Origin of the sequence: Methanocella sp. MCL-LM (assembly GCF_049676595.1) — an archaeon.
Classification (GTDB): Archaea; Halobacteriota; Methanocellia; order Methanocellales; family Methanocellaceae; genus Methanocella_A.
The window spans coordinates 2,977,997-3,004,677 of record NZ_CP187259.1; the positions used below are offsets into that span (position 1 = coordinate 2,977,997).

The following is a 26,681-nucleotide window of genomic DNA, read 5'->3' on the forward strand; positions in this document are numbered from 1 at the left end:
TACTTGAATACCGGCCTGCCAGTGGTGTCTCTTAATGCCAGAGTTCAGTGAGAAATGTCAGATATGCGGTGTCGATACTTACCACCTTGTAGTAGACCTTGCCGAGGAGGGCATCTGGATCCTCGACCGGAACGATCAGTTCGTCTTCGCGAATAAGAAGCTCCGATCGATGCTCGGCTACTCCGGGGAAGAGCTGCTCTGCTGCAGCGTTTACAATATCGTGGCTGAACAGGACCGGGAGATTGTAAAAAAAGCGCTGGAGCGCAGGCACCTGGGCGTGAAAGAGACGTACAGGGCCCGGCTGAAGAGAAAGGATTCCGGCCTCATCTGGGTGGCGGTGGCCGCGTCGCCCATCCTCGACCGGGAGGGGAACTACACCGGCACTGTGACCGTGGCGCTGGACGTATCGCAGGAAAAGGAGAACGAGGAAGCCCTAAAAAAGGAAAAGGCACAATCTGACATGTACCTTGACCTCATGGCCCACGACATCAACAACCTCAACCAGGTCGCCATAGGGTTCCTGGAGGTCGCCATCAGCGAGCTTCCAGAGCAGATGCCTGACAAAGACCAGATACTCGGCCGTTTGAACAAATCGCTGGGCAGCCTGTACCGCTGCACGGACCTCATCAACAACGTCAAGACTCTGAGGCGGCTGAAGACAGAGCAGCGCCGGCTCGAGGACGTCGACCTGGGTGAAATCATAGCTGAAGCGATAAGGGATTATCCTCAGGACCCCGGTAAGCGTACCTCGGTTAACTATGCCAGGCCGCAGGGTTGTATCGTCAGGGCGAACCCGCTGCTGAAGGAAGTTTTTACAAACCTGATCGGCAATTCGGTTAAGCACTCACGAGGTCCGGTAACTGTCTGGATTTCAGTCGACTCCGCGTGGGAACATGGCAGGAAATATTACGAGGCGGCGGTGGCCGATGACGGGCCCGGCATACCGGACGACCAGAAAAAAGAGTTATTCCAGCGCTTCAAGAGCGAATACCAGAAAACCAGCGGCCACGGTATGGGGCTTTACCTGGTGAGGACCATTGTCGAAGACTTCGGGGGCATGGTCAGGGTCCAGGATCGGGTGTCAGGCGATTATTCGCATGGTGTAAAGTTCGTAGTCCTGCTGCCTGCCGTAGAGTGGCCACCAGGATAACCCGGCTCTGCCCGACATATATTACCCGTACATATCGGGCGATAAGCAGCCATCATCAGGCGATAATAGTAGCGAACTTCTTTCTGACCGTCGATGCTTCCCACCTGTTCCCGTGGCCGGGGCAGATATCCGTGGCCCCGTTGTCCAGCACCTTTTTCAGCCCTGCCCCGATCATATCCGGCGACTCGGCAAAGGGCGGCATCCCCGGGCTGTTTTTTAATACCAGCGCCGCGAGGTTGTCGCCTACCGCGCAGCCCCCGTCCGACGCGAGCACGGCAAGTGATCCCATCGTGTGGCCCGGCATGGTGAGGACTCTGGCGTCTATACCATAAGCGCTGAGGTTCATGTCTTCTTTCACTACCACATCGACCTTGCAGGGGCTCGCCTTTGCCCCGGTGAACAGCTTGATCATCCGTCCGGTCAGATTGACGGGCACCACCGGTGCACTCTCGCCCTTCTCGACATAGCTGGCATCGGGCCAGCCGGCCATGACAGGAGCGTGGAAAGCAGCCTTCAGCGCCTTCAGGCTGCCGTAGTGGTCGCCGTGGCCGTGAGTGAGAATGAGGAGCTTTACCTGGTCCCTTGCGATGCCATTGGCATCCAGCGCGGCAAATATCTTTTTCTCGTAGCCCGGCAAGCCTGCATCGATGATAGCTGCTGCCCGGTCCCCTTTAAGAATATATGAGTTAGTGAAACTATTACCGGTGGAGAGGATTGTGGAAGCCATAGTAAAAACTACCGGGAGATGTTATAAAAAGTTATTCCGTGAGCAAGGTACTGCGGTTTATTAAGAATTCGACTTAGGGAATGCCGAAGCGATTTCCAGACTAACCGGTTAGGACCCGGTTATTTTTCTATCGCAGGCAGCATTATCACGAACCGGGCACCCTCCCGGTAATCGCCCGGCACCCGGTCCAGCTCTACTACACTTTCCTGCAGTGCTGCTTCACACTTCTCTCGTTCTGCGACATCGGTGCAAAAGAGAGTGTAAAAGGCAGGGTTGCCGGCTTCGTCGCAGAGGAGGCTTACTGTAAGTTCTACAGGTACTCGGGACCCATCTTTCCTGGCAAGTTTCGATTTAAACAACGTGCTCCCCCCGGTTTCGATCAGCCCCGAGAGCGCCATATTGCACGTATCCCTGAGCTCGGGAGCAACGAGGCGACTGATCAGGGACATTACCGCCAGCTCTTCTCTGGAATAGCCTGTCAGATCGCTGAATGCCTCGTTCATCGAAGTGATGGCGCCATCGGTCTTCAGGACAGCAAAAGGCTGCCGCACAGTGTCGAGGATAAGCTCGAAAAACTCGAGACACTCATGCAGTCGGGCAATGTTTACTTTTATGCAGGCTTTGGGCTTACTTCGTCCATGGCAATCTTGACAATCTTTATCCGAAGGGCTCCTAGTCATACAGTCACCGACAAGTCCGGACATTACATTTTTTAGTGCCTCAGAGCATGCCTGTACCACAGCTGGTCAAAGATTGTAGCGTCACGGTAGTCGATTCGATATACACGGTGGTATGGGATAACAGAGCCGGACTCTAGCTCCAGACCGAAGGCTCCTATTTCCTTGATCTCGTCACCGCTCACCGTAGCCGAGTCCCTGGGGCTGCCCCGGCTAACATAGTAGATGGTAGCATCTGAGAGGCTTTCGCCGGCCTTCCATTTGAGCCTGTTCAGCACGTCTCGCGGGGTTACATGCATGATCTATAAGTTATGGTGAAAGGGCAGATGCTATACTTTAGTCCCGGAAGCCCCGGAAATTTTCTGGGGTTCTGCTGTCATGTAAAACTTAAATATTTGAAATATTGATCACTCTGCTATGCGCCTCCTCGAAGACATCAAGGCGATCTTTCGCAAAGACTGGAAACTGTTTCTGATCATCAACGCCATCTACTTTGGCGCGATCCTCCTCGGGGCCGTCATAGCTCTCGTGTATCCCGACCTCCAGATGTCGATGATAGCGGCCACCGGCCAGACTTACGGATCCGGTGGAGTATATGCGAGTATCGGGGACGCATATACCAGCGGCAATGTGGTCATGGCAGCCATCGCGACGTTCCTGGTAAACTTCATTCCCGGCACTCTGCTCATGATAGTCTTACCCTCGCTCATCCTGCCGTTCTGGGCGCTGCTGTTTTGCACGTTCAGGGCCCTGATCTGGGGCGTCATGCTGGTCGTGCCCGTTCCGGGCGTGCTGCCGCTGAGTACTCTGGCACCTCACTACCTGACTCTGGTGCTGGAAGGCGAGGCGTACATCATAGCCATGTTTGCCTGTACCAGAGGCTTGATCGCGCTGCTGCAGCCGAAGGCGTTCGGCACCGACTCCAGGCTGCAGGCGTACAAGCAGGCGATTATCGACAACGGAAAGCTGCTGCTGGTAGTAGCGCTGGTGCTTGCCGTGGCCGCGACATACGAGGCCATCGAAGTAATTGCAGTGGCGGGTGTTGCCGGCGGCGCCTCATCAGGCGAACTATCCGGCGCTGGGTTCGGGGCTAATTCCAGCTACTCCAACTGGTGGCAGAACATAGAGAGCAATAGCACCACGTGGACTACCTTTAACCTGACTGCCGGGAAGCCGGCGAGAGCGCAGTTCAACTCAGAGGGCAGTCCGATCGACGTGATGGTCATGGACCAGGATAACTATACTGCTTTCGACGCGGGCGGCTCCAACTGGAGCGCGTACGTCGCCGCGAATGACACGGTCAGCGTAATCTTTGACTTTACTCCCACCCACGACGATACGTACTGGTTTGTCGTGAAGAACGACGGGAACGCGATGACGAGAATTCACGCGCAGCTGCGGTATCAAGTATAAAATTAATCGGGGCGATAACGCCCCCTCTTTTTTCAGGCGATTATGCTGACTTCTTCTGGCGCAGGTTCCGCAGGTACAGCACCAGGGAGGCTAGCCAGACCAGCGACAGGATGACAAACATGGGCATCGCCGAAGCGTCTGCAAGCGGAGAAGTCGGGTCGGCCATGCCCCCGAAGTACTGGTCGATGCCGATGCCGAAGAGCTCTATGGTGTAGAATGTCAGCATCGTGCCGGCCAGGGCATATCCCCACTCCTTGCGCTGCCATAGCCAGACGGCGGCCAGGGCGAAGAGAGGGGTCCAGAAAGCCAGGTCGATGACGCTGATGTGGTTAGTCGGCAGCTGAGTATTCGCTATGCCAATCGGCCGGACACCGGTCATCATCCCCTCGATGTGCGGGATGACGTCAAGCGGGATAAAGATGAGAATCGGCAGCAACAGAAAGAGGATAGCGGCAATGCGAAGGGGCTTTTTCAGGTTGAAAGCCCTGGCGATCGCACCTACACTCATCTGGCCCAGGATTGCCACAAACGACCACAGTGCCAGCGACAGCATGAGGACGTAGATCAGGAACAGGCGATTAAAGCTGGCGCTGAAAGCGAAGTAGAACGAATTGTAGAGGATGTACAGGACAGAGCCGGCCCAGATCATCTGCGCCCTGAGCGAACCCCTGGCCGAGAGGTACATAGAGATTAGCATCGCAGGAACGGCCACCAGCATGATGACCAGAGCCGTGCCCCGGGCACAGCCGGTTAAGGCGAGGTTGTCTCCGGCAAAGAGCTCGGGATGTAGGAAGCTTGCCGCGCATGCGGCCAGTGCCACTATTGCGAGAGCACCCGTTAGCAGGTAAGCTATGGTCGGGTTCTGTTGAGATTTACCATCCGGACTCATAGAGCTAAGAATTTTTACGAACGGTAATATAACTTTTGATCGCCGTACATCAGTGCATCCTATCCGGATGACGGGCAAAAATGAGTAAAAATAGGTATTATTTACTACTGTTGCAGTACCTTTTCAGCACCCTCAGCGCATTCAAAGTTATCCACTTACTTGGCTCGGCATTCCGCTCGATGTCGACCTGGAACTTGCCGTTGAAGGTGTTCTCGAGCTTCCACCTGCCGTTTTCATCCTGTTTCGAAACCAGCAGATCGATGGCTTCATTCATCCGCTCGTCCCTGTAGCCGAGCTTTGTCAGTATCCCCAGGATTTCCAGTACGTCGGTCTGGTACATGAGCGGAAAGCCGAACTGCTGCCAGCCGGGCTTTGCCAGCTTTCGCAGGTTATGGCTTCTTTTATGGACGTGGTGGATCAGCAGGAATTCTGCCCCTTTTTCGATCGTCTCTTTCACTTCAGCCGATCGCTGCTCTTCCGGAATTTCCGCCAGCGCTTTCAGCGCTTTAACCACACCCATGTGACAGGTGTGCTTTCCCCAGCACATCTCGTACTTGTCGTAAGGCCAGCCAGATGGTGCTTCACCTTCGCCGTCGTCGAAGCGCTGGTAGGTGGTCAGCCACGCTATGCCCTGCTGTAGGCGGGGATCATCGAGGTAGCCGAAGCGTATTAAGCTCCATACCATATTTCCCGTCAGGCAGGGGATAACCTCTCCGTGTCGCCCTCCGCCGGTCTTTACTGCGGTAGACTGAGAAAAGCCCCCGCTTTCCAGGTCCTGAGAATGGCTTAGTATGTACTCGCAGGCTTTTTTCACCCGTTCATCTTTGCCATCCGCCCCGAGTTCGGCGAGGATTATGAGCTGCCATACCGTACCTTTATACTTCGCCGTGTAAAAGCGCCCGGGCTCTTCCCATGCGCCTTCCGGGCGCTGCTCTGCGAGGATTGCCGGCACAAGTCCGGCCCTCATGATCTGCTCCTTCGCGTTCTTTACTTCCGGGTCGCACTCGGGCAACGCCAGCAGGTCACGCAGGGCAAAGTAACGTACAGAAGGATTGTCGTTCTCCAGCAGCCATGCCGTAGCGTCTCCCTTTAAAACACATTTCCAGTCGACCATATCGCCTTGACCCCCGGGACAATTATTGATATAAGATTATTAGCCCTGCCAGGTCTTGAAATATCCGGTGCCGGGCCTTAGAGTACTTACGAAAATAAGGTAAAAGTGGGCAGGGCGGAATGCCCTGCTCCAGCCATAACTACATCACTAGTTCAATGTACTAATCATTAAAGCCTCAGGTTACCTCCGCCGGCCGCCGCCCATGCCTCCTGCTCTGGCTCCGCCAGCTTTTATGCCACCAGGTCTGGCTCCGCCTACTTTGCCCGTCGAGAATGCTGGCTTGACACCGCCGCGATATCCCCCGATGCCCCCACTGATGGTATTACCCACGTTTCGGTTAGGTGTGAACTCGCCCCGACGCTGGCCCGCTACCAGATCATTGCGGGCCCTGTCTGCGAAGTCGTACCTGGACTCCTGGATCGGGTAGTGATTCCTGTTCGTGTAGATGTCGATGTCCGTGTAGCGGTTGCGCTCGAAGAACGGCCGGTAGCCGGTCCCGTAGTAGAACGGGTTGAAGGGTACGTAGCCCGTCGTGTAGAAAGGTATAGGCCTGACGTACGGTACAAACACAGGTGCCACGATCGGCACTGGCTGCGCGTATACTACTGGCTCAACCTGGGCAAACGTCGCTCCGTAGTAGCTGTTGAAAGTGTTGACCATCTCGGGGAAAGCCACCATGGCGACGATATTATTCTGCGTGTCGATGATGAGCTGCGTTGGCTGTTTCATCGAGAAGGCCTGCATCTTGCCATCAGGCGGAACAAGGTCTAAGCTGTTGACGGAGAAGACAGTCTGTGAGTCCTGCCTGGCCGGGCTGGTCAAATCGAGGTCTATGATGACAACCTGAGGATCAGTCCTCATCATATCATAGATCTGGGAGCTGTCCGTGTAGCCGGCATTATTGACGGATGTGGCCAGGTTAGCGATATCGATCTGCATGGTGTTCTGCGAAGGGTCGATGATACCGGACATCGGCGTCCTCATAGAGTACACGACCGCTTCACCGGTCTCTGGAATGGAAACCGCGAATCCGATTACTTGAAACATCAGCTTGCCATCCTGCTGGGATAGCGGTATGACTGCCAGGCTTAGCTGGCTGTGGCCGGACCCGAAGCCTCTCAGCCCTTCAAGCCCCTGGATTACCGGAGAGCCTGATGAGGCTCCTGCAGGCTGCTGCTGATAGCTACCGCCATAAAAATCGCCGTAGTTCCCTGTTCCCCCATATTGCTGGGGATACACCTGACCGCTGGCCATGCCGGAGAACTGGGTCGAGCAGATGATCAGCAGAATAAGCGCAGTGCTCAAGAAGGCTATTCGACTATTGAAAGTACCTTTATTCAAAATCCCACCCCTTTGTTTGCCAGTTAGATCATAGCGGTGATCGATTTCAGGTTAAAGCTATTATATGGCGTAATTTTTATGAAAAGAAGGGAATATACCCAGTGACATGGCACTGGAACCTGTCCGGGCAACGTTTATAATCCATAAGCCAGATACTCAATAAATTACAGGGGGATTATATGAAGGCATATAGCATTATTATGATAGCGGCAATCCTCGTTATCGTGACCAGCATCAGCGGTTGCTGCTGTTGCTGCGGTGTCGACGGGTTTACGAGTAAGTACCAGAAATCGATAGAGGATATTGAATTTCCTTCGCAGCTGACAGTGGGAGGAACTACGTATGACCTCGTCGAATCCACGACGTTCAGGTCTCAGGATGACTGCGTGAAAAAGTTCATCTCCAATTCGAGGGAAGAAGGGATTAGCATTGAGGGTTATGAGGACTTAATTCCGACGGGTGCCCAGCTATCGGGCATCTACGAAGCGAAAGAGTTCGTCTACCGCAGCGCCAGCGGCGATAAGATCAAGGGCTTCGTCGGTAAGTCCGGCAGCCCGGGACAGCTGTCGGGCGTGTGCACCATCGGTAAGCAAACGGTCGCAGCAGTGGGAGAGATCGTGTCGGCAGAAACCCCCGCGCTGGGCGATGAGTCCGCTTGTTATTCGGCCAGGCTGCCGAACGGTAAGACGGGCTACGCGACGGCATCACGGTACAGCAACCTGTTTATCTACGCCTATTCGTACGACTCTTACGATGCTACGAACGAGGCGGTAAGATCGTCGATCGATGCCATCCTCCAGACGGAGTAATTGACGACTTTCAGTTACGTGCGGCTCCGGCACAATAAGGGCCGGAGCTTGCTGATTTTTAGATCTCCGCCGGGACCTGCGACCTGCCCAAAAGTGCCCGATTCGTCGTCCTGCTGCCTGTGGCAGACATCATCGGGACAGCGTGCCCTGCAATCTAAAAAAAATTACTTGATCTTAACCGGCGCGCCCGAAAAGTACACCGCGAATTCTTCGGAAGCTTCCACCCTGGTGCCGGGAGCAGTGCCTCTGCTCATCGATATCCAGTACCCCGCATCGTCGTTGTGGCCGAAGGGCTGGGTGACTCCGAACCAGGCCTTGAGATCGGCCTTTGCCGAAGCATAGCCACTGGAATTGTTGGCCACGAGAATTTCCGGATAGTAGTAAAGCTGATCGTCTTTATAGTATGCGATGACCCGGGATTCGACGCCGGTCTCATTGGTCAGCGCGCACATGAGCACGCTGTAGTCCCTCGAATTACCCTGGAGAGTCCCGGTGAGAGCGCTTGCCGGCAAGCCTTCGGTGGATTCGTCCCCAGTATCGTTCCACCGGCCGTTGACAAACGTGTAAAGGTCGTATGCCTGCCTGATCGGGTTCCCTGCCGAGTTCGCCGCTACGTGTTCTGCGGTAAACCCGGCCATCGATCCGTTTCCGACATCGATGAGGGGCTGGATCTGGAGCAGCGTCTCTGTCGTAATATTTTGAGGCTCGGGAGTCGGGTTCGGTGTCGGCTCGGGAGTTGCGGTAACGACGGGCACATCAGTGGGAAGGGGCGTGGGCTCCGGAGTCGGCGTCGGCGCGGGGTGACCATAAAGAGAAGCAAGGCCCTGGAAGGCCCCCGGCTTCAGGACATAGACGCCGACTACTGCTGCGATGAGTACTACCACGATAAGCCCGATAGCAATGGGAACTGCCATTGATCGGGACTTTTTAGGCTTACGTGCAGGAGGTTCGGCTTCCTGGAGCGGCTCCTGGGCATTGGTCGGCTCTGTCGGCTTGACAACAACCTCGGGAGCTGCAGGCTCTTTGACGGGCTCCGGTTCAGGTAAAGCCTGAGCTGCAGGCTCTTCAGTAGCCGGCGCTTCTACAGGAGCTGCTTCTTCAGCCTGCGGGACAAACACGTCCTCAGGCAGCTGCCTGCCACCCCGTGGAGAAACATTGACCAGCCGGGAGATCTCTTTCTCCATATCGCCGGGATCGCTGGGGATAGGGGGAAAGTCCATCGCGAGCTCGACGTAGTACTTGACAGCCCCACCCATCTCCGTTACGACAGGGTAGTAAAGCCGGCCCTGGTCGTCCCGGTATATCTCGTTCTCGTTGCAGTCGATGACGCCCTCGTAGAAGAACTCGCTGCCGTCGCTGCCCACCAGCCGGAAGGCTTCAAGGCCGTTCTTCTTAAACACTCTTGGCTCGAACAATGTCTATCCCCGTAATCGGTTGTTATATCTCGGTCTCTCTATTTTACTGTTGCTGTGCCCGGCAGATCTTAATGTCTCCATTTCAGATTACAGCGTACGCTGCGCTGTGCTTCAACACTGAGGACACGAAGGGCACGGAGGACACGAAGGCTTTTAAGGACACAAAGGGGTCGTGTCAAAGGGCACGTACTTCGTGACCTTGCCTGACCTTTGTGTCCTCGGTGTCCTTCGTGCCCTTCGTGTCAGAGCACAGCGCAGCGTACGCTTTCCAAAAATTTGATGGTACGTGAGATCATTAATACTGCTATCAGCAGCTATAGTGGGGGAAGGTCATTGATCGTCGTAGTCTCGGATGTGCACTTAGGGTGCCAGTACAGCAACAAGCAAGAGTTCATGCAGTTTCTGGACATGTGTGACACGCCGGACATCGACCACATCATTTTCCTTGGCGACATCCTAGATTTCTGGCGGAGAAACAACGCCCAGGTCGTGGTCGAGAACTCTGACGTGCTGGAGAAAATCGGCCACCTGAAGGCGAAGAACGTCCACTACGTGGTGGGCAACCACGACTATTATATCCTGAGGCTTAGCAGGCGGTATTCAAACGACTACTTCCACTTCCCGGTATCCAAGTCGCTGCGGCTGACCGACGGCGACAGCAGGTTCTATTTTATCCACGGCTACGAGCTGGAAGTGATGGCGAACCTCGAGCCCCTGAGCATCGAGAACTACGAGGCCTTCTGCGACCGCATGTGCTTCTCGGAGGACGTGCTGGGCGAGTACGCCAGCAACCTGTGGAACTGGTTCGAGAACCGAAAAGGCTCGTGGTGGAAGATGAAGGTGATCAAAGGCGGGCCCCACGTCAAGGAAGAGGTCAACCGGATCAGGGAGCTGGCCATGGCAAAGGGCAAGTACATGCTCCTCGGTATGCACCCCGGGGAAAAGCTGGTCTTCGGCCACACTCACGAGCCCTTCGTGAGCGACGACGGTATGGTCGCCAACACCGGCTCCTGGTTCAACGAGTTCAACAAGGCCCGGCACCAGAACACCTTTATCACGATCGAGGACGGGCAGGCCAAAGTCCGGGTCTTCGACGGCGGAAAGATCGTGTAACTGGCGACGCGGAGATCACGAAGTTAGTAATCACTGTAACTTTTATACGAGTGTCCGATCAATTCGTGAGAAGTACGACCCGTAAAGGTACACGAACGCTACGCTGTGACCTCCTGATTGCACGGGCTCCCTGAGACAGCAACACGATCGCTGCGCTGTGCCAGATCACAGATTATTACAGATGACACAGATTGCACAGATAACTACCGGATCAATCTAATCTATTCATATCGAGCCGTATCTGTGCAATCTGTGTCATCTGTCGTAATCTGTGATCCTGGCACAGCGCAGCGTTCGTGTACGAATCGCCTTCCAGAACGCCTGCGAATTCAGGCGTTCAAAAGGCGAACATCCAGGTACAGAGTTTTTACTTAAAATTTCTAGAATGACCCTACCTAAAAAGGGGCAAGCTGCCCCTCCGAATTATATTTCCAGCTTTTCTACACGCCAGAGAGCGCCGGCGATGAAGATGACAATCCAGACGACCGTGGCTACGATCGGCATAGCCATCTCCATTGTTAACGGCATACCTATGGATATCCCTGTAGCTATGTCGCCCAGCTTCCACGGGGTGAGGTAGACCGACTGGCTGAAGAGCATCGGCACCAGGCCGCCGAGCACGTAGAAGCCTATGGACGTGCCGAGGACAAGGCCCCGGGAAGTCGTAATTGTGCCGAGCAGCAGGAGCAGTGCCATGTAGAACATACATGATAACCAGATCAGCGCCAGGCCCCCGATAAAGGGCAGCAGAGCAAAGGTGCTGCCGTGGAAGAGGGAGATGACTGCGTAGGACAGCGCACCCTGCAGGAGTACCATGATCAAGGTCATGCCGATCGTGCTGGCGATCAGCTTGGCGATGACGAACGCTTTTCTGGACAGAGGCTTCGACAGCAGCCATTCGATTGTGCCGGAATCTCGCTCTTTGATGATGGCATCGTGAGTGAGGATGATGACTCCGAAGACCATGGCAAACCCGGCGATGCTGAAGAATAGCTGGGAGCCGAGAACTGCCAGGCTGCCCATGTCCTGAATCTCTGTTTCGTCAGGCGGCGCCATGTGAGTCACGATATAGAGAGTGGCGGCCAGAAGGCCGGTGATGATGGCGGTCCAGACAATCATCTGGATCAGCCATCTTTTGTCACCCCACCAGAGGCGGTTTTCTTTCTTCAGCATGTTGGCCAGCCCGACGGTCCAGCCCGAGCCGGTTACCGGCTGCATTGTTTCAGACATTGCTCTTTTCCTCCTGCACGAACTTCATGAAAACGTCTTCCAGATCGTATCTTTCCCGGCTGAACTCTTTGACAGTCATAGTTTCATCCCGCAGCAGCAGGCGTAACAGTTGTCTCTCTGCAGCTGCCTCATCTGTGATCGTCAGGTTCCACACAGAGTGACCATTGTCTGCTGTTGAGGTCACCGACGAGATCCACGGCTGAGAGGTCAGAGTAGAACGGATACCTGCAGGGTTGCCCTTCATGACCAGCTTGTACACTACTCCCTCCCGGGCATCGAGCAGCTCTTCTATCGGTGCCATGGCGATGAGGGTACCTTTGTTCAAGATCGCCACCGTATCGCTGACCCGCTGCACATCGTCCAGGATATGAGTAGAGTAGAAGATCGTCGTCCGGTTTTTCAGGCCGCGCATCACCTCCAGCACGTCCCTCCGGCCCATAGGGTCCAGGGATGCCGCCGGCTCGTCCAGGATGAGCAAGTCCGGGTTGTTTATCTGCGCCTGCGCGATGCCCAGGCGCTGGAGCTCTCCGCCGGAAAAGCCCTTGATCTTGCGATCGGCCTTGTCCTCCAGCCCGGTCATGCGCAGCGTATCATCAACGCGTCGCTCGATCAGATCGGCCGGGCCTTTATAGAAAAAGCCCGCTGTGAACCGGAGCGTTTCTCTGGCGGTCATATACTCGTAGTATCTCGGGTTCTGAGGCAGGTAGCCGATCCGCCTGCGAATCTCCGCGCTATCCCGGGCGATGTCGAGCCCGAATACACTGCCTGTACCCGCCGTAGGCTTGATCAGCCCGAGCAACAGCTTGATAGTAGTGCTCTTGCCGGCGCCGTTTGGCCCGAGGAAGCCGAAGATCGAGTTCCTCGGCACCTTGAGGTCCAGCGATTGTAAAACTGGCTTGCCATTGTAGGATTTGGTGAGGCCCCTCGTGCAGATCACGAGGTCTTTCTCTGAATTCATGTAAGTCGCTCCAGTATGAGTGTTATGGAATTTGATATATGGACAATCAATAGGTATTGCTATACTATATGCATATAATTACGTTATGTACCTATGTACGATAGGTACATAGTATCAATCTGTATATATAAGTTTCTAGTCGGTTAAGTGGCAATGAAAAGAAACACTGGACATAGCGTTCGCTGGCAGAAGTCGTTTTTCGGCGAACGCTGCGATGCTGCAAGAGGAACGCTGCGCTGTGCTGGCGTCACAGCGCAGCGTTCGCCTGCGTTCGATGGATAGCGGAGATAGCAGTTGCTACGGCATTAATCGTTAGAAAAGAGAAAAGAAAAAGCTGAGCTTTCAGCTCACGTACATATTGCCGTAGGGTCTCGCGGACTTCGGCACCAGCTTGATGAACGGCTTGCTCATGACCTTGTTGTAGTCGCAACCGAAGTGCTGGCAGTACTCTTTGACCAGCGGCTCTAACCGGGCCTTGTCCTCGGCGTCGAGCTCGACCTTCTTGACGTCCCGGGCAAGGAGGCGGTCTTCGACGTCGCCCCTGATGTAGATGACGCCGCCGTGCATGCCTGACCCGACGTAGTCGCCTGCGATGGGGTTGCCGTCAGCGTTGTTCAAGCCCAGCAGGACCATGACACCGCCGGCCATGTACTCGCCGAAGAAGTTGCAGGCGTTGCCACCGATGACGATGTATGGCACGTTGTCCTGGTAGGCTTTCATATGAATGCCTACCCGGTAGCCGACGCCGTCCCTGATGAAGATCTTGCCGCCCCTCATGGCGTAGCCGATCACGTCGCCCGCGTGGCCGTGGATGACCACCTTGCCGGCGTTCATGGTGTTGCCGATGCTGTCCTGGCCGTTGCAGTGGACTTCGATTTCGGGGCCGTCCATGAAGGCGGCCATGTCGTTGCCAGGGATGCCGTAGATGTCGATCTTGACGTTGCCCTGGAGGCCGTCGCCGATGAACTTCTGGCCGCAGACGTTCTGCAGCTCTAAGTGTTTCTCGCCCTGCGATGCCAGAGCCTGAATCTTCTCGTTCAGCACCTTGTAGTGCATCTCGTTGGCGTCAATACTGACCATGTTATCTCCCCGCTGGCTTGATGCCGAGGATTTCAAGCGTCTTCTCGTCCAGGCCGAGGCCGCGGAGGCGTTCTCTGCTGCCCCTCAGGCTCTCGATGGAGTTCACGCCCAGCGCGCCGAGGACTTCCTGCGTCTCGTGGCTCCACGCTGTGACTAAGTTGGTGACCCGCTGGGCTCCCTCTTCAGGGTCCAGGCGAGCTGTCAGCTTCGGGTTCTGGGTCGCTATGCCCCACGAGCATTTATTAGTGTTGCACTTCTGGCATACTCTGCAGCCGAGAGCGACTAACGCCGAGGTGCTGACGACCACTGCGTCCGCGCCCAGCGCTATGGCCTTGATCATGTCGGCGCTCTGCCTGATGCCGCCGCCGCAGATGATGGAGGCGTGGTTGCGGATACCTTCCTGGCGGAGACGGTCGTCCACTGCCGCCAGAGCGAGCTCGATAGGTATGCCCACATTGTCTCTGACGACCTTCAGCGCAGCTCCGGTGCCGCCTCTGAAGCCGTCGATGGTCACGAAGTCGGCGCCCGCCCGGACGATACCGCTACAGATAGCCGCGATGTTGTGGACGGCTGCGACTTTGACACCGACAGGCACCCTGTACCTCGAAGCTTCCTTGAGAGCGAAGATGAGCTGCCCGAGGTCCTCGATCGAGTAGATGTCGTGGTGCGGTGCGGGCGAGATCAGGTCTGCGCCCACCGGGACCATTCTGGTCTTCGAGATCACTTCGTTGACCTTCTCGCCGGGCAGGTGCCCGCCGATGCCGGGCTTGGCGCCCTGGCCGATCTTGATCTCGATGGCAGCGCCGGCGTTCAGGTAATCGGCATGGACGCCGAACCGGCCGGAGGCCGTCTGGACGATGACGTTGTCCTTGTACTGGTAGAAGTCCTCGTGTAGGCCGCCTTCGCCCGTGTTCATGAGGATGCCGGTCCGCTGGGCCGCCATCATGAGCGACTTGTGGACGGGGTAGCTGACTGCGCCGAAGGACATGCCGCCGAACACCAGCGGGAAGTCGAGCTTCAGGTTCGGTGCCAGCTTAGTCTTGAGCTTGAGCATGTCGTGGCCGTCGCCGTCGAACTCCAGCCTGTCCGGCTTTCTGCCGAGGTAGGTCCGCAGCTCCATCGGCTCCCTTAAGGGATCGATAGACGGGTTGGTGACCTGGCAGGCGTCGATGAGCATGTTGTCCCATAAGATGGGGTAGGGCAGGTCGCAGCCCATGGCCCCGAGCAGGATGCCGCCGGTTTCCGCCTGCTTGAGGATGTTTTTCCTGTGGGTGGGCGAGAAGTTGGCGTTGTACTTGTACGCCAGGGTGTTGTCCTCGATGCGGATGGCATGCTTGGGGCACATGGTGGCGCAGCGGTGGCAGGCCACGCACTTCGCGTCGTCCGCTATGATCTCGTTGTATTCCTTGCTGTAGGTCAGCGCTTCGAAGCCGCACTCGTTGACGCAGCGCTTGCACCGGACACATTTCCGGTCGTTGATGTTGACGGTGAACTCGGGAGGTACCTGGGTAGCCATTATACCTCATCCTCCAGTAAACCGATGACAGGCGTGCCTGCCTTCGGTGCCCATACCTTGTCCGGGTTGGGCTCGATGATCCTGATGCCGGCCTCTTCCGAGGACATGTACAGGAAGTCGTCCTTCTCTGCCGCGATCATGGGCCTGAGCTTGATGCGGTCGTTGAGGCCGATCACTCCGCCCCTGAACCCGACCATGATGGAGAACGGGCCGTTCATGAGCGCTCCGCCGTAGACCATGCGCAAGGCCGTACACGCCTGCCTTTCTGCCTCGGGCATGGCGTCGATGTCCTTCCAGAACGGCGGTGCCAGCGCGGCGGTCGCCACTCTGATCGGCAGCTTGTGCCTCCTTACTAATAAGTCGAATAGGTATGCGATGACCTCGGTGTCGGTCATGAGCTCCATCTTGTAGCCGAACATTTCGAGGTAGCGCTTGTTGATGCCGTACGAGGAAATTTCGCCGTTGTGCACGACCGACCAGTCGAGCAGCGCCATCGGGTGAGCTCCGCCCCACCAGCCCGGAGTGTTCGTCGGGAACCTGCCGTGGGCAGTCCAGAGGTAGGCGTTGTATTCTTCGAGCTTGTAGTAGTGAGCGATATCTTCAGGGTAGCCTACGCCTTTGAAGCCGCCCATGTTCTTGCCGCTGGAGGAAATGAAAGCGCCTGCGATGTTAGAGTTGATGTGCATGACCTGCCGGACGACGTGGTCTTCCTCTTCCGCCCCGTCGGGCAGCTTCTTATCGTCCACCCGGACGAAGTACCGCCAGAGCAGCGGAGCCTTGTGGATGTTTTCAGTCTTGCGAGTCGGGATCTTCTCGTCCTTCTCCACGACGAAGTGCTGGGCCAGGTAGCACTCCAGCTGCTCTTTGGATTCTTCGTCGTCGAGCATCACGTGGAACGCGTAGTAATCCTTGTACTTAGGGTAAATACCGTATGCTGCAAAGCCTCCGCCGAGACCGTTAGACCGGTCGTGCATGAGGGCGATGGACTTGATGATCTTGTTGCCGTCGATGCGCTTGCCCTTCCTGTTGAAGATGCCGGAGATAGCGCAGCCCGAAGGTATGTGTCCGAGATCACTTTCGCACTTTAACATGGGTTATTGGCCCCCGGTGTATGATTGCCTGGCTGATGATGGTTCAGTTTCATACGGGTCTCAACTCGCTTCACCAATCTAGTATATAAAACTCGTCGGTAGTAGGAATCCCTATGTCCGTTACGAGTATTTAAATGTTGCTAAATTATCAGGTACATTTTCAAGTAGCTGGCGCTTGAAGAGGAGGTACAACCGGACTGTAATAGATAGTCTCAGCCCGGGGGCGATATACTTTCTCTGACAGGAGATAGAAAAGGATGAGTCTTAGCATCAGATTACTTGATAAAAAAGGGATCGCCACAGGGTGGCGATCAACTCATATCTCGTCTTCTTTCTTCTCGGAGACGAGCCGGGCAACTGCGACTACAGCGTCCTCGGTCTTCATTTTCATGACCCGTACGCCCTGTGTATTCCGGCCTATCTCTGGAATATCTGTGACGTTCATCCGGGTCATCATGCCTTCCTTGCTGGCGATGACGATCTGATCGTCCGCTACAACGCCGATCACCGTTACGACGCCGCCGTTGCGGAGGGTGGTCTTGATGTTGATCATGCCCTGGCCGCCCCGGTGGTGGGGTGTGTAGTCTGCGATGGGAGTCCGCTTGCCGAAGCCGTTCTCGCATATCGTCAGGACCGACTGCTCGGGGTTGACGATCTCCATGCCGATGACTTTGTCGCCGTCAGACAGGCGGATGCCGATGACGCCCTGCGCCGGCCGGCCCATGTTCCGGACCTCTTCTTCGGAGAACCGGTTGCACTTGCCGTTCCTCGTCGCGATCAGGACTTCCTGGGTGCCGTTGGTAGGCTTGACCGAGATCAGCTCGTCGCCTTCGGACAGGCCGATGGCGATGATGCCGGTGGAGCGGATGTTCTGGAACGCGGACAGCGAGGTCTTCTTGATCGTGCCTTCCCGGGTGCACATGACCAGGAAGTGCTGGTCGTCGAACACCTTGATCGGGATCATGGCGTTGATGGCCTCCCCGGGCTCGATGTTGATCAGGTTGATGATCGCCTTGCCTCTTGTTTGTCGGCTGGCTGCCGGCGGAATCTCGTAGACTTTGAGCGAGTAGACTTTACCCTTGTTCGAGAAGAACAGGATATTATCGTGGGTCGACGCTACGAACAGGTCGACGACGAAGTCCTCTTCCTTGGTTTCCATGCCCACGATGCCGACGCCGCCCCGACGCTGTGTCCTGTAGGTGTCGACCGGCATCCTCTTGATGTAGCCGGTGTTGGAGATGGTGACGACCACGTTTTCGACGGGGATGAGATCCTCGTCTACGATCTCGCCTGCGGAGTCCACGATCTGGGTCCTGCGGGCGTCGCCGTACCTGGCCTTCATGTCCAGCAGTTCGGCCTTGATGATGTCCAGCACCATCTGCGGGCTGGCCAACACTTCAGTCAGGTGGGTGATCTCCTTCAGGAGCTCTGCCCGCTCGTCGTCGATCTTCTGCCGTTCCAGCGCGGTCAGCCTGGCCAGCCTCATATCCAGAATAGCTTTGGACTGCTCATCAGACAGGCTATACTTCTCCATGAGCGTGGCCTTCGCGTCGTCTGCGTTGGCCGAGCCCCGTATGATCCGCACGAAGTCGTCGATGTTGGTCAGTGCGATCAGTAACCCGGCCAGGATGTGCTCTCTGGCCTGGGCCTTCTTCAGCTCGAACTGACTCCTCCTCGTTACGACTTCCTGCCTGTGCTTGACGAAGTAGCCGATCGTGTCCTTCAAGCTTAAAGTCATAGGGGTGTTGTCGACCAGCGAGAGGTTGTTCACGCCGAAGGTCGACTCCATCTGGGTGTGCTTGAAGAGCTGGTTCAGGACGACGTTGGCGTTGGCGGCCTTCTTGAGCTCGATGACGATGCGCATGCCGTCCCTGTCCGACTCATCTCTCAGGTCGGAGATGCCTTCGATCTTCTTGTCTTTCACCAGATCGGCGATGCTTTCGATGAGCCTGGCCTTGTTCACCATGTAGGGGATCTCGGTGACGATGATGGCCATCTTGCCGTTATCGTCCACGATCTCGGCCTTTGCCCGCATCCTGATGCTGCCCCTGCCCGTCAGGTAAGCTTCCTTGATGCCTTCCCTGCCGTAGATGAAGCCTGCGGTGGGGAAATCAGGGCCCTTGACGTAGTTGAGCAGGTCGATGGGTTCGATTTCAGGGTTGTCGATTACCGCGATGGTACCGTCCACGATCTCGCCGAGGTTGTGCGGCGGGATGTTGGTCGCCATACCTACTGCGATACCCGACGAGCCGTTGATCAGCAGGTTGGGCAGCTTGGCCGGCAGTACGACCGGCTCTTTCAGCGTTTCATCGAAGTTGGGGCTGAAGTCCACGGTTTCCTTGTCGATGTCGGCGAGGATCTCCTCCGCGATCCGCTCCAGCCGGATTTCGGTGTAACGCATAGCTGCTGCGGAGTCACCGTCGATGCTGCCGAAGTTGCCCTGGCCGTCGACCAGCGTATAGCGCAGGGAAAAGTCCTGGGCCATCCTGACGATGGTATCGTAGATAGCCGCGTCGCCGTGGGGATGGTACTTACCCATGACGTCGCCCACTACTCTCGCCGACTTCTTGTACGGCTTGTCGTGGGTATTGCCCAGTTCGTACATGCCAAAGAGACAACGGCGGTGCACCGGCTTGAGGCCGTCCCGGACGTCGGGCAGCGCCCTGCCCACTATGACACTCATCGCGTAATCAATGTATGAGCGCTTCATCTCCTCGTCGATCCGGACGGGCAGTAAAGTTTCTTGAGTTTGCTGCTGGGGTTGTTTTTCGTCTGCCATTCAGATCACACATCCAGGTTCTTGACGAACTTTGCGTTCTTCACGATGAAGTCTCTCCTCGGCTCGACTTTGTCGCCCATGAGGAGGGTGAAGGTATGGTCTGCCTCGATGACGTCTTCCAGCTTAACCTGGTACATCGTCCTCGTAGACGGGTCCATGGTCGTAGACCACAGCTGCTCGGGATTCATCTCACCGAGACCCTTGTAGCGCTGGATGCCAGTATTTGCCCGACCCATCGCCTCGAGAGCTGCATTCAGCTCCTTGTCGCTGTAGACGTACTTCTCGTCCTTGCCCTTCTTAATCCGGTAAAGAGGCGGCTGGGCGATGTAGACGTAGCCTGCCTCGACCAGCTGCTGCATGTACCGGTAGAAGAACGTGAGGAGCAGCGTGCGGATGTGCGCGCCGTCCACGTCTGCATCGGTCATCAGGATAATCTTGTGGTAGCGAGCCTTGTCTATCACGAACTCCTCGCCCACACCGGTACCCAGCGCGGTGATTAGAGCCCTGATTTCAGCGCTCTCGAGGATCTTGTTGAGCCTCGCCTTCTCGACGTTCAGGATTTTACCTCTCAGCGGTAAGATAGCCTGGAACAACCTGTTCCTGCCCTGCTTTGCAGAGCCGCCTGCAGAGTCTCCTTCTACGATGTAGAGCTCGCACTTGCTCGCATCTTTCTCGGAGCAGTCGGCCAGCTTGCCCGGGAGGGTGCTGCCCTCTAAAGCAGACTTTCTGCGAGTCAGTTCCCTGGCCTTGCGGGCGGCTTCTCTGGCCTGGAAGGCCTGTACGGTCTTCTCGATGATCTTGCGGGCGTCTGCCGGGTTCTCTTCCAGGTAGTCGTTCAGCCCGTCGGCCACGAGGGTTTCGACGATGCCCTTGACGTCGCTGTTGCCCAGCTTGGTCTTTGTCTGGCCTTCGAACTGCGGGTTGGTCAGCTTGACGCTGATGATGGCAGTTAAGCCTTCCCGGATGTCTTCGCCGGAGAGCACCATGTCGCCCTTGAGCATGTTGTTCTTCTTGGCGTAGTCGTTGACCGTCCGGGTCAGCGCTGCCCGGAAGCCGCTCAGGTGGGTGCCGCCTTCGTGAGTATTGATGTTGTTGGCGAACGCCAGGATGACCTCGCTGTAGCCATCGTTGTACTGCATGGAAATTTCCACTTTCGTGGTGTCCTTTTCCCGCTCGAAGTAGATGGGCTTCGCGTGCAGCACCGTCTTGTCCTGGTTAAGATATTCGATGAACTGGTTGATGCCGCCTTCGTAGTGGTATTCGGCGCTCTTCTGGGCGCCGACGTCGGATAAGGTGATCTTGATGCCCTTGTTCAGGTAGGCGAGTTCCCTCAGCCGGTTTGCCAGTATGTCGAACTGGAATTCCAGAGTCTCAAAAATCGACTTGTCGGGCTTGAAGGTGGTCTTCGTACCGGTGTGCTCTGAATCGCCTATGACTTTGACTTCGCAGACAGGCTTGCCTTTCTCGTACCGCTGGAAGTAGACTTTGCCGTTGCGCCTTACCTCCACTTCCACGTACTCCGAAAGCGCGTTCACTACGGAAACGCCCACGCCGTGCAGACCGCCGGACACCTTGTAGGTCCGGTTATCGAACTTGCCGCCCGCGTGGAGGATGGTCATGACGATCTCGAGGGCTGGTTTCTTGTACTTCTCGTGCATTTCGACGGGGATACCCCTGCCGTTGTCTATTACGGTGACGCTGCCGTTAGGGTTGATGGTAACGTCGATGGTATCGCAATATCCGGCCAGCGCCTCGTCGATGCTGTTGTCGACGACTTCGTAGACCAGATGATGGAGGCCTCGGTAGTCAGTAGAGCCTATGTACATGCTGGGCCTTTTTCTGACCGCCTCCAGACCTTCTAAAACCTGGATGCTCGAAGCATCGTAAGTTTGTGCCGGGACTTCGTTTGACATTGTCAGCTATTCCTCACGTTAGTTTTTGGAAAAAGTTTTTATGAGTGCATTAGTGATTTTCGGGTCTGAATCAGACCCTGAAATGAACTAATATAAGCTCATTTTATACGGACTTCTAACTCTCCAACTATACTCCCACATCACATATATATTTATTCGTCCCCGGAGCTCCAAAATCGGCCGCCATAAGCTTTTTCGAAAATTATTCGACAATTGTCGACAGGAGTGCTGAAAAATCACTGACATGGCATATATGTGCGTCATATAAACGTTATCCACGCATACGTGCAACAAAGTAGGGGATTTTTTCGACTACCACGCTGAAAGTAAACCGCCGGAGTAGATGAACTGCCACACGCTTATGTTAGCAGGGGATTACCAGCCCAACGATCGCCCGTAAGGGATACTTTCGGCCGGCAGTACGATAACTTTTATCTTCCGGCAACATATTCAGACAGACTGATGCAAGATTCCAGGCCGGCACTTCAGGAAGGGCTTAGTGTCGAAGACTTCAGGCGCTTTTACTGGCGAAAAGACGAGCTGGGGCCATTCTGCAGGCAAAAAGGCATCAGCCTTACCGGCCCCAAGGCAGACGTCGTGAGCCGGGTTGAAAAGTACCTGGAGACCGGCGTAGTGGAGAAGCGGAAGCCGGTTAAGCGGGTCAGCCGATCCGGTGCCCGGAGCAGAAACGAAGGGCTTCAGCCGTTGAGCCTGGATACCCCGATCCCGCCGAATTACACCAGCAGCCAGGAGGCCCGGGCGTTTTTCGAGTCGGTTATCGGCCCCCAGTTCCACTTCACCATCCGCTTCATGAAGTTCTGCAGAGAAAATCCCGGTAAGACTTATCGTGACGCGGTCCACGAGTGGTACGCCGAGCGGGAGGAGAAGAAAAGAGGTAAGGGCGAAATGCGGATCTCTCTGGCCTGCGAGTACAACCGGTTCGTGCGGGAATACCTGGCGGCAAACGATGGAAAAACGCTTAAGGATGCCGCAGATGCGTGGAACATCCATAAGACAATGCCGAGGGACGGGAGACTATGAGGCTGGACGAATATCTCGTTGAAGAAGGCTTGATCGCATCCCGCAGCCGGGCGAAGCGATACATTCACAGGGGCCTGGTGAAGATGAACAGCGAGGTAGTCACCAAGCCGTCGAAGCAGGTGAAGCCCGGCGCCGTGATCGAGATAGCCGAAGAGGACCGGCCGGAAGGGTACTTCAAGCTAAAAGGCATCCAGGAGCAGTCGGACATACTACATCCGGGTGACCGGGTTCTCGACATCGGCTCCAGCGCAGGCGGCTTTCTGATGTACGCCTCGGGTTTTGCAGGCGAGATATTAGGTATAGAGTTCAGCGAGGAGTTCAGGGAGCCGCTGGAGGCAGTCGTGGAAGAGTACCCGAACGTGCAAGTGATCTTCGGGGATGCCTTCACCATCGATCTTTCTCAACTCGGAGAGTTCGACGTAATCCTGAATGATATGACGGTGGAACCGGCGATGTCTATTGAGATCATGGCCCGCTTCCTGCCTTTGCTCCACAGGGGAGGCAGGGTCTTGCAGGTGCTGAAGCTCGATAAGATCAGCGACATCGAGCCGTTTTTAACGCTGGTGGAGAGTAGAGGGCTGGACGTCGTCAGGGTGATCAGGCCCGAAAAGCGCGAGGCTTATGTCATTGCCGCATCGCGCCGGGGAGAGTGAGGGACTCCGCAGGGTAAGTTCCAAAAGAGAGAATATTTCGCTATTACCCGGCAGCAGGATTTCAGCTATAGCGGCCGATTCAGCATACATCTGATCGCGGACCTATATCACAAGGTCAGAGGTATGAGACGAATGGCTCCCCTGCCAGCCTTTCATGTCATGGCCAAGCCGACCGGTGCCCGGTGCAACCTGAGCTGTGACTACTGCTTTTTCCTGAAGAAGGACCAACTATACCCCGGCAGTAACTTCCGGATGTCCGACGAGGTGCTGGAGGCTTACATCCGCCAGACCATCGAGGCACACCGGGTGCCGCAGGTGACCATCGCCTGGCAGGGCGGCGAGCCGACGCTCATGGGGCTGGACTTCTTCCGCAGGGCCGTAGACTTGGAAAAGAAATATGCCCGGTCTGGCATGCGCATCGAGAATACCCTGCAGACGAACGGCGTCCTGCTAGACGCCAGATGGTGCCGGTTTCTGCGCGAAAACAAGTTTTTGGTCGGGCTTAGCGTGGACGGTCCCCGGCACCTGCATGACGTCTACCGACACGATAAAGCCGGAGGAACAGTCTTCGACAGAGTAGTGCGCGCTGCGAAGCTCATGCAGAAGCACCGGGTTGAGTTCAACATTCTGTGCACGGTGAACTCGGCGAACAGCCGGCACCCGCTGGAAGTTTACCGCTTTTTCCGGGACGAGCTGAAGACGCCTTTCCTGCAGTTCATCCCGATCGTGGAGGTCGATGCTTCCAGCGGCCAGGTAACGAACCGCTCTGTTCTGCCAGAGCAGTATGGCCGTTTCCTGATCGAGATCTTCGACGAATGGGTCAGCAGGGACGTGGGGAAGATGTTTGTCCTCTTCTTCGACGGAGTGTTGATGTCCTACCTGCGAGGCTCGTCGTCCCTGTGCGTCCTGCGCCCGAGATGCGGCGACGGCGTAGCCCTCGAGCACAACGGCGACGTCTACTCGTGCGACCACTTCGTGGAGCCGGCACATCTGCTGGGAAACATCATGGAGGCGCCGCTGGCCGACCTGGTGGGATCGGATAAGCAGCAGCGCTTTGGGCAGGCCAAGTCGGACACGCTGCCACAATACTGTAAGCAGTGTCGGTACCTTTTCACCTGCCACGGCGAGTGCCCTAAAAACCGGGTATCGCTGACGCCATCAGGCGAGCCCGGCCTCAACTGGCTCTGCCCGGGGCTGAAAGCCTTTTACCGGCACACCGAGCGGCCAATGCAGATCATGGCAGAGCTGCTACATCGGGGGCGGCCTGCCGGGGATATCATGAAAATCTTGCCCCGGAATCAAGAAGTCAGCACTCATTAATCTCTGCAGTAGGGGAGATTGAGAATGGCAAAGAAAGCGGATAAGCCGAACATACTAATTATCTGGGGCGACGACATCGGTATCACTAACCTCAGCATCTACTCGCAAGGGCTGATGGGCTACAGGACACCGAATATCGACAGGATAGGCCATGAAGGCATGGTGTTCACCGACAGCTACGGCGAGCAGAGTTGCACGGCGGGCAGGGCTGCGTTCATCACCGGCCAGAGCGTATACCGCTCCGGGCTGAGCAAAGTGGGCTTGCCTGGCGCAAAGCTTGGCCTGCAGGCCGAGGATCCTACCATTGCGGAATTGCTGAAGCCGCAGGGCTACGCCACCGGCCAGTTCGGCAAGAACCACTTCGGCGACCGGGACGAGTTCCTGCCCACCATGCACGGGTTCGACGAGTTCTACGGCAATTTATATCACCTGAACGCCGAAGAGGAGCCGGAGCTGCGGGATTATCCCACTGAGAAGGACTTCCCCGACTTCCGGAAGAACTTCGGCCCGCGGGGCGTACTGCACTGCTGGGCGAAGCCGGATGGCGGCCAGAAGATCGAGGACACCGGCCCGCTCACTCGAAAGAGGATGGAGACGGTGGACGAGGAATTCATGGAGGCAGCCCAGGCCTTTATGAAGAAGCAACACAAGGCAGGCGTGCCGTTCTTCGTGTGGTTTAACACCACGCACATGCACTTCCGGACCCACGAGAAGCCCTCGTATAAGGGCAAGGCCGGGCGGTGGCAGTCGGAGTACCACGACGTCATGATCTATCATGACTGGTGCGTGGGCGAGATGCTGAAGCTGCTCGATGACCTCGGCATCGCCGATAACACCATTGTCATGTACAGCACCGACAATGGGCCCCACCGGAACTCCTGGCCGGACGCCGGCACGACTCCTTTCAGGAGTGAGAAGAACACCAACTGGGAGGGCGCCTTCCGGGTGCCGCTGCTGGTGCGCTGGCCCGCAGTGATCAAGCCCGGTTCCGTCTCGAACGAAATCGTCAGCCACCTGGACTGGCTACCCACGTTACTGGCGGCCGCTGGCGAGCCAGATATCAAGAAAAAGCTACTGAAGGGGCATAAAGCGGGCAAGAAGACGTTCAAGGTTCATCTCGACGGCTACAACCTGCTGCCATACCTGTCAGGCAAGGAGAAGAAGGGCCCGCGCGTCGAGTACTTCTACTTCTCCGACGACGGGGACCTGCTGGCCATGCGCTACGATAACTGGAAGTTCGTGTTCCTGGAGCAGCGGAGCCGGGGCACCTTGCAGGTGTGGGCCGAGCCATTCACTAAGCTGAGGCTGCCGAAGATCTACAACCTGCGCACCGATCCTTTCGAGTTCGCCGACACGACCTCGAACACTTACTGGGACTGGATCTTCGACCATGCGTTCGCGCTGGTGCCCGCGCAGCAGGAAGCGCAGAAGTTCATGCAAACCTTCAAAGCCTTCCCGCCAAGGCAGAAAGCGGCGAGCTTCACGATCGAGCAGGCAAGCGAACAGCTGAAGAAGCCAGGCGGTGACTGAGGCGCTAGAGGGTGCCGCCGCTATGCGGCCCAGCCATCGATTAGAGCCCCGGAAGAGATTAGTGGCGACGTGACTTATCCGGGGAATGGCGCCTGAAAATCCCGGGAGTGGACCGTGGTTAGCATGAAAGGGGACTGGAACCGTGTGTTCAAGCGGGCGGACACATGATAGAATTAGCACCCTACGTGATCAACCTGGCAGGCTGGATTGAGCTTATCGCCAACCTTGTCAGCGTCCTGATCATTGCGGCCGGCATCGCCGTAGCCGTTTACAAAGTGCTGCAAACCGTCCGCCAGCCAGACCTGCTGCACTATAATAAGGCCCGCCTGGCCTTTTCGAGGTACCTGGTCTTAGGCCTCGAGTTTCAGCTGGCTGCGGACATCGTCAAGACCGCTGCGGAGCCGAACTGGACAGACCTCGGCATCCTCGCCGTGGTGGCGGCGATCCGGACTTTCCTAAACTTTTTCCTGCAGCGGGAGATGAAAGAGGAAGAGCGGGAGGTGGAGGAAGCCAGTGAGTCCGGCCGAAGGTAAGCTGCCCGATCTCGGCTACCAGCGCACCCGGCTCGCCGCGGACCGGACACTGATGGCCTGGATCCGGACCTCAGTTTCCATGATCAGTTTCGGCTTCACTATCTACAAGTTTTTCATGTACCTGCGCCAGTCGGACCTCATCTCCGGTCAGCTACCTCTGCACGGGCCTCGCAACCTCGGGCTCGCGCTGGTCGGGCTGGGCACCTTCCTCCTGGCGATGGCCATAGTCGAATACCTGCTGTACCAGCGGTGGCTGAGCCGGGAGATGAAGGTGAAGTTTCCCCTGTCGGCAGCGCTGCTCGCGGCGGTGCTCATTTCGCTGATCGGCGTCCTCGCGCTGATCAACCTGCTGTATAATATCGGGCCGATATGATCGGCCGCAGGACTTC

General features: G+C 56.4%; 24 protein-coding genes. 10 read left to right on the plus strand and 14 right to left on the minus strand.

All coding sequences use genetic code 11. The annotated features are described in order from the left end of the window. Positions 1-34: 34 nt before the first annotated feature. Positions 35-1,150 carry a PAS domain-containing sensor histidine kinase gene (locus ACPLPM_RS15210; protein ID WP_424357619.1) on the plus strand — a complete coding sequence of 372 codons (1,116 nt, stop codon included), beginning with the start codon at positions 35-37 and terminating at the stop codon, positions 1,148-1,150. A 55-nt stretch (positions 1,151-1,205) separates the two neighbouring features. On the opposite strand, the gene ACPLPM_RS15215 is transcribed toward ACPLPM_RS15210, so the two are convergent. The 3 genes from ACPLPM_RS15215 to ACPLPM_RS15225 form a co-directional block, all read right to left on the minus strand. After that, on the minus strand, positions 1,206-1,877 hold the full coding sequence (locus ACPLPM_RS15215) for an MBL fold metallo-hydrolase (protein ID WP_424357620.1): 672 nt from the start codon (positions 1,875-1,877) through the stop codon (positions 1,206-1,208). A gap of 119 nt (positions 1,878-1,996) precedes the next feature. Further along, positions 1,997-2,581 carry a PAS domain-containing protein gene (locus ACPLPM_RS15220; RefSeq protein ID WP_424357621.1) on the minus strand — a complete coding sequence of 195 codons (585 nt, stop codon included), beginning with the start codon at positions 2,579-2,581 and terminating at the stop codon, positions 1,997-1,999. An 8-nt stretch (positions 2,582-2,589) separates the two neighbouring features. After that, positions 2,590-2,832, minus strand: coding sequence for a DUF504 domain-containing protein (locus tag ACPLPM_RS15225; RefSeq protein WP_424357622.1), 243 nt, complete (start codon positions 2,830-2,832; stop codon positions 2,590-2,592). A gap of 139 nt (positions 2,833-2,971) precedes the next feature. On the opposite strand from ACPLPM_RS15225, the gene ACPLPM_RS15230 reads away from it, so the two are divergent. Beyond that, positions 2,972-3,967, plus strand: coding sequence for a stage II sporulation protein M (locus ACPLPM_RS15230; protein WP_424357623.1), 996 nt, complete (start codon positions 2,972-2,974; stop codon positions 3,965-3,967). Positions 3,968-4,007: 40 nt separating this feature from the next. Here the strand turns inward: ACPLPM_RS15230 and ACPLPM_RS15235 are convergent, their stop codons facing one another. From ACPLPM_RS15235 to ACPLPM_RS15245, 3 genes are all read right to left on the minus strand, one after another. Beyond that, positions 4,008-4,856, minus strand: a complete 849-nt coding sequence (locus ACPLPM_RS15235; RefSeq protein WP_424357624.1) for a hypothetical protein — start codon at positions 4,854-4,856, stop codon at positions 4,008-4,010. A gap of 97 nt (positions 4,857-4,953) precedes the next feature. After that, positions 4,954-5,970: a nitrogen fixation protein NifH gene (locus tag ACPLPM_RS15240; RefSeq protein WP_424357625.1), complete on the minus strand. Its 1,017-nt coding sequence runs from the start codon at positions 5,968-5,970 to the stop codon at positions 4,954-4,956. Between the two features lie 180 nt (positions 5,971-6,150). Continuing rightward, the gene (locus ACPLPM_RS15245; protein ID WP_424357626.1) at positions 6,151-7,311 is read right to left on the minus strand and encodes a hypothetical protein; all 1,161 of its coding nucleotides are present in this window, start codon (positions 7,309-7,311) and stop codon (positions 6,151-6,153) included. A 179-nt stretch (positions 7,312-7,490) separates the two neighbouring features. On the opposite strand from ACPLPM_RS15245, the gene ACPLPM_RS15250 reads away from it, so the two are divergent. After that, positions 7,491-8,120: a hypothetical protein gene (locus ACPLPM_RS15250; protein WP_424357627.1), complete on the plus strand. Its 630-nt coding sequence runs from the start codon at positions 7,491-7,493 to the stop codon at positions 8,118-8,120. Positions 8,121-8,284: 164 nt separating this feature from the next. Here ACPLPM_RS15250 and ACPLPM_RS15255 read toward each other — a convergent pair whose 3' ends face one another. Then, positions 8,285-9,535: a transglutaminase domain-containing protein gene (locus tag ACPLPM_RS15255; protein ID WP_424357628.1), complete on the minus strand. Its 1,251-nt coding sequence runs from the start codon at positions 9,533-9,535 to the stop codon at positions 8,285-8,287. Positions 9,536-9,868: 333 nt separating this feature from the next. On the opposite strand from ACPLPM_RS15255, the gene ACPLPM_RS15260 reads away from it, so the two are divergent. Then, on the plus strand, positions 9,869-10,648 hold the full coding sequence (locus ACPLPM_RS15260; protein WP_424357629.1) for a metallophosphoesterase: 780 nt from the start codon (positions 9,869-9,871) through the stop codon (positions 10,646-10,648). Between the two features lie 423 nt (positions 10,649-11,071). On the opposite strand, the gene ACPLPM_RS15265 is transcribed toward ACPLPM_RS15260, so the two are convergent. The 7 genes from ACPLPM_RS15265 to gyrB all read right to left on the minus strand — a co-directional run bounded on the left by ACPLPM_RS15265 (position 11,072) and on the right by gyrB (position 21,215). After that, on the minus strand, positions 11,072-11,878 hold the full coding sequence (locus ACPLPM_RS15265; protein WP_424357630.1) for an ABC transporter permease: 807 nt from the start codon (positions 11,876-11,878) through the stop codon (positions 11,072-11,074). Further along, a complete protein-coding gene (locus tag ACPLPM_RS15270; RefSeq protein WP_424357631.1) occupies positions 11,871-12,836 on the minus strand; it encodes an ATP-binding cassette domain-containing protein in 966 nt (321 codons plus the stop codon). Before ACPLPM_RS15270 ends, ACPLPM_RS15265 begins: the two co-directional genes overlap by 8 nt. Positions 12,837-13,178: 342 nt before the next feature. Further along, positions 13,179-13,916 carry a hypothetical protein gene (locus tag ACPLPM_RS15275; protein ID WP_424357632.1) on the minus strand — a complete coding sequence of 246 codons (738 nt, stop codon included), beginning with the start codon at positions 13,914-13,916 and terminating at the stop codon, positions 13,179-13,181. 1 nt (position 13,917) lies between these two features. Continuing rightward, entirely contained in the window at positions 13,918-15,435 is a 1,518-nt protein-coding gene (locus tag ACPLPM_RS15280) for a glutamate synthase-related protein (RefSeq protein ID WP_424359997.1), read from the minus strand. Further along, positions 15,432-16,523 carry a class II glutamine amidotransferase gene (locus ACPLPM_RS15285; protein WP_424357633.1) on the minus strand — a complete coding sequence of 364 codons (1,092 nt, stop codon included), beginning with the start codon at positions 16,521-16,523 and terminating at the stop codon, positions 15,432-15,434. The genes ACPLPM_RS15280 and ACPLPM_RS15285 overlap by 4 nt, the downstream gene beginning before the upstream one ends. A 316-nt stretch (positions 16,524-16,839) precedes the next feature. Beyond that, positions 16,840-19,302, minus strand: a complete 2,463-nt coding sequence (gene gyrA, locus ACPLPM_RS15290; protein ID WP_424357634.1) for a DNA gyrase subunit A — start codon at positions 19,300-19,302, stop codon at positions 16,840-16,842. 5 nt (positions 19,303-19,307) lie between these two features. After that, positions 19,308-21,215 (minus strand): DNA topoisomerase (ATP-hydrolyzing) subunit B, encoded by a 1,908-nt coding sequence (gene gyrB, locus ACPLPM_RS15295; RefSeq protein WP_424357635.1) that lies wholly within the window; start codon positions 21,213-21,215, stop codon positions 19,308-19,310. 462 nt (positions 21,216-21,677) lie between these two features. On the opposite strand from gyrB, the gene ACPLPM_RS15300 reads away from it, so the two are divergent. The 6 genes from ACPLPM_RS15300 to ACPLPM_RS15325 all read left to right on the plus strand — a co-directional run bounded on the left by ACPLPM_RS15300 (position 21,678) and on the right by ACPLPM_RS15325 (position 26,665). Continuing rightward, positions 21,678-22,256, plus strand: coding sequence for a DUF6434 domain-containing protein (locus ACPLPM_RS15300; protein WP_424357636.1), 579 nt, complete (start codon positions 21,678-21,680; stop codon positions 22,254-22,256). Further along, positions 22,253-22,909 (plus strand): S4 domain-containing protein, encoded by a 657-nt coding sequence (locus ACPLPM_RS15305; RefSeq protein WP_424357637.1) that lies wholly within the window; start codon positions 22,253-22,255, stop codon positions 22,907-22,909. Before ACPLPM_RS15300 ends, ACPLPM_RS15305 begins: the two co-directional genes overlap by 4 nt. Positions 22,910-23,032: 123 nt before the next feature. Next, positions 23,033-24,229, plus strand: coding sequence for an anaerobic sulfatase maturase (locus ACPLPM_RS15310; protein ID WP_424357638.1), 1,197 nt, complete (start codon positions 23,033-23,035; stop codon positions 24,227-24,229). 24 nt (positions 24,230-24,253) lie between these two features. Continuing rightward, complete coding sequence (locus tag ACPLPM_RS15315; protein WP_424357639.1) at positions 24,254-25,759, plus strand: arylsulfatase; 1,506 nt, start codon at positions 24,254-24,256, stop codon at positions 25,757-25,759. A 164-nt stretch (positions 25,760-25,923) separates the two neighbouring features. After that, positions 25,924-26,292 carry a DUF1622 domain-containing protein gene (locus ACPLPM_RS15320; protein ID WP_424357640.1) on the plus strand — a complete coding sequence of 123 codons (369 nt, stop codon included), beginning with the start codon at positions 25,924-25,926 and terminating at the stop codon, positions 26,290-26,292. Continuing rightward, complete coding sequence (locus ACPLPM_RS15325) at positions 26,273-26,665, plus strand: YidH family protein (protein ID WP_424357641.1); 393 nt, start codon at positions 26,273-26,275, stop codon at positions 26,663-26,665. The genes ACPLPM_RS15320 and ACPLPM_RS15325 overlap by 20 nt, the downstream gene beginning before the upstream one ends. The last annotated feature ends 16 nt before the right edge of the window (positions 26,666-26,681 follow it).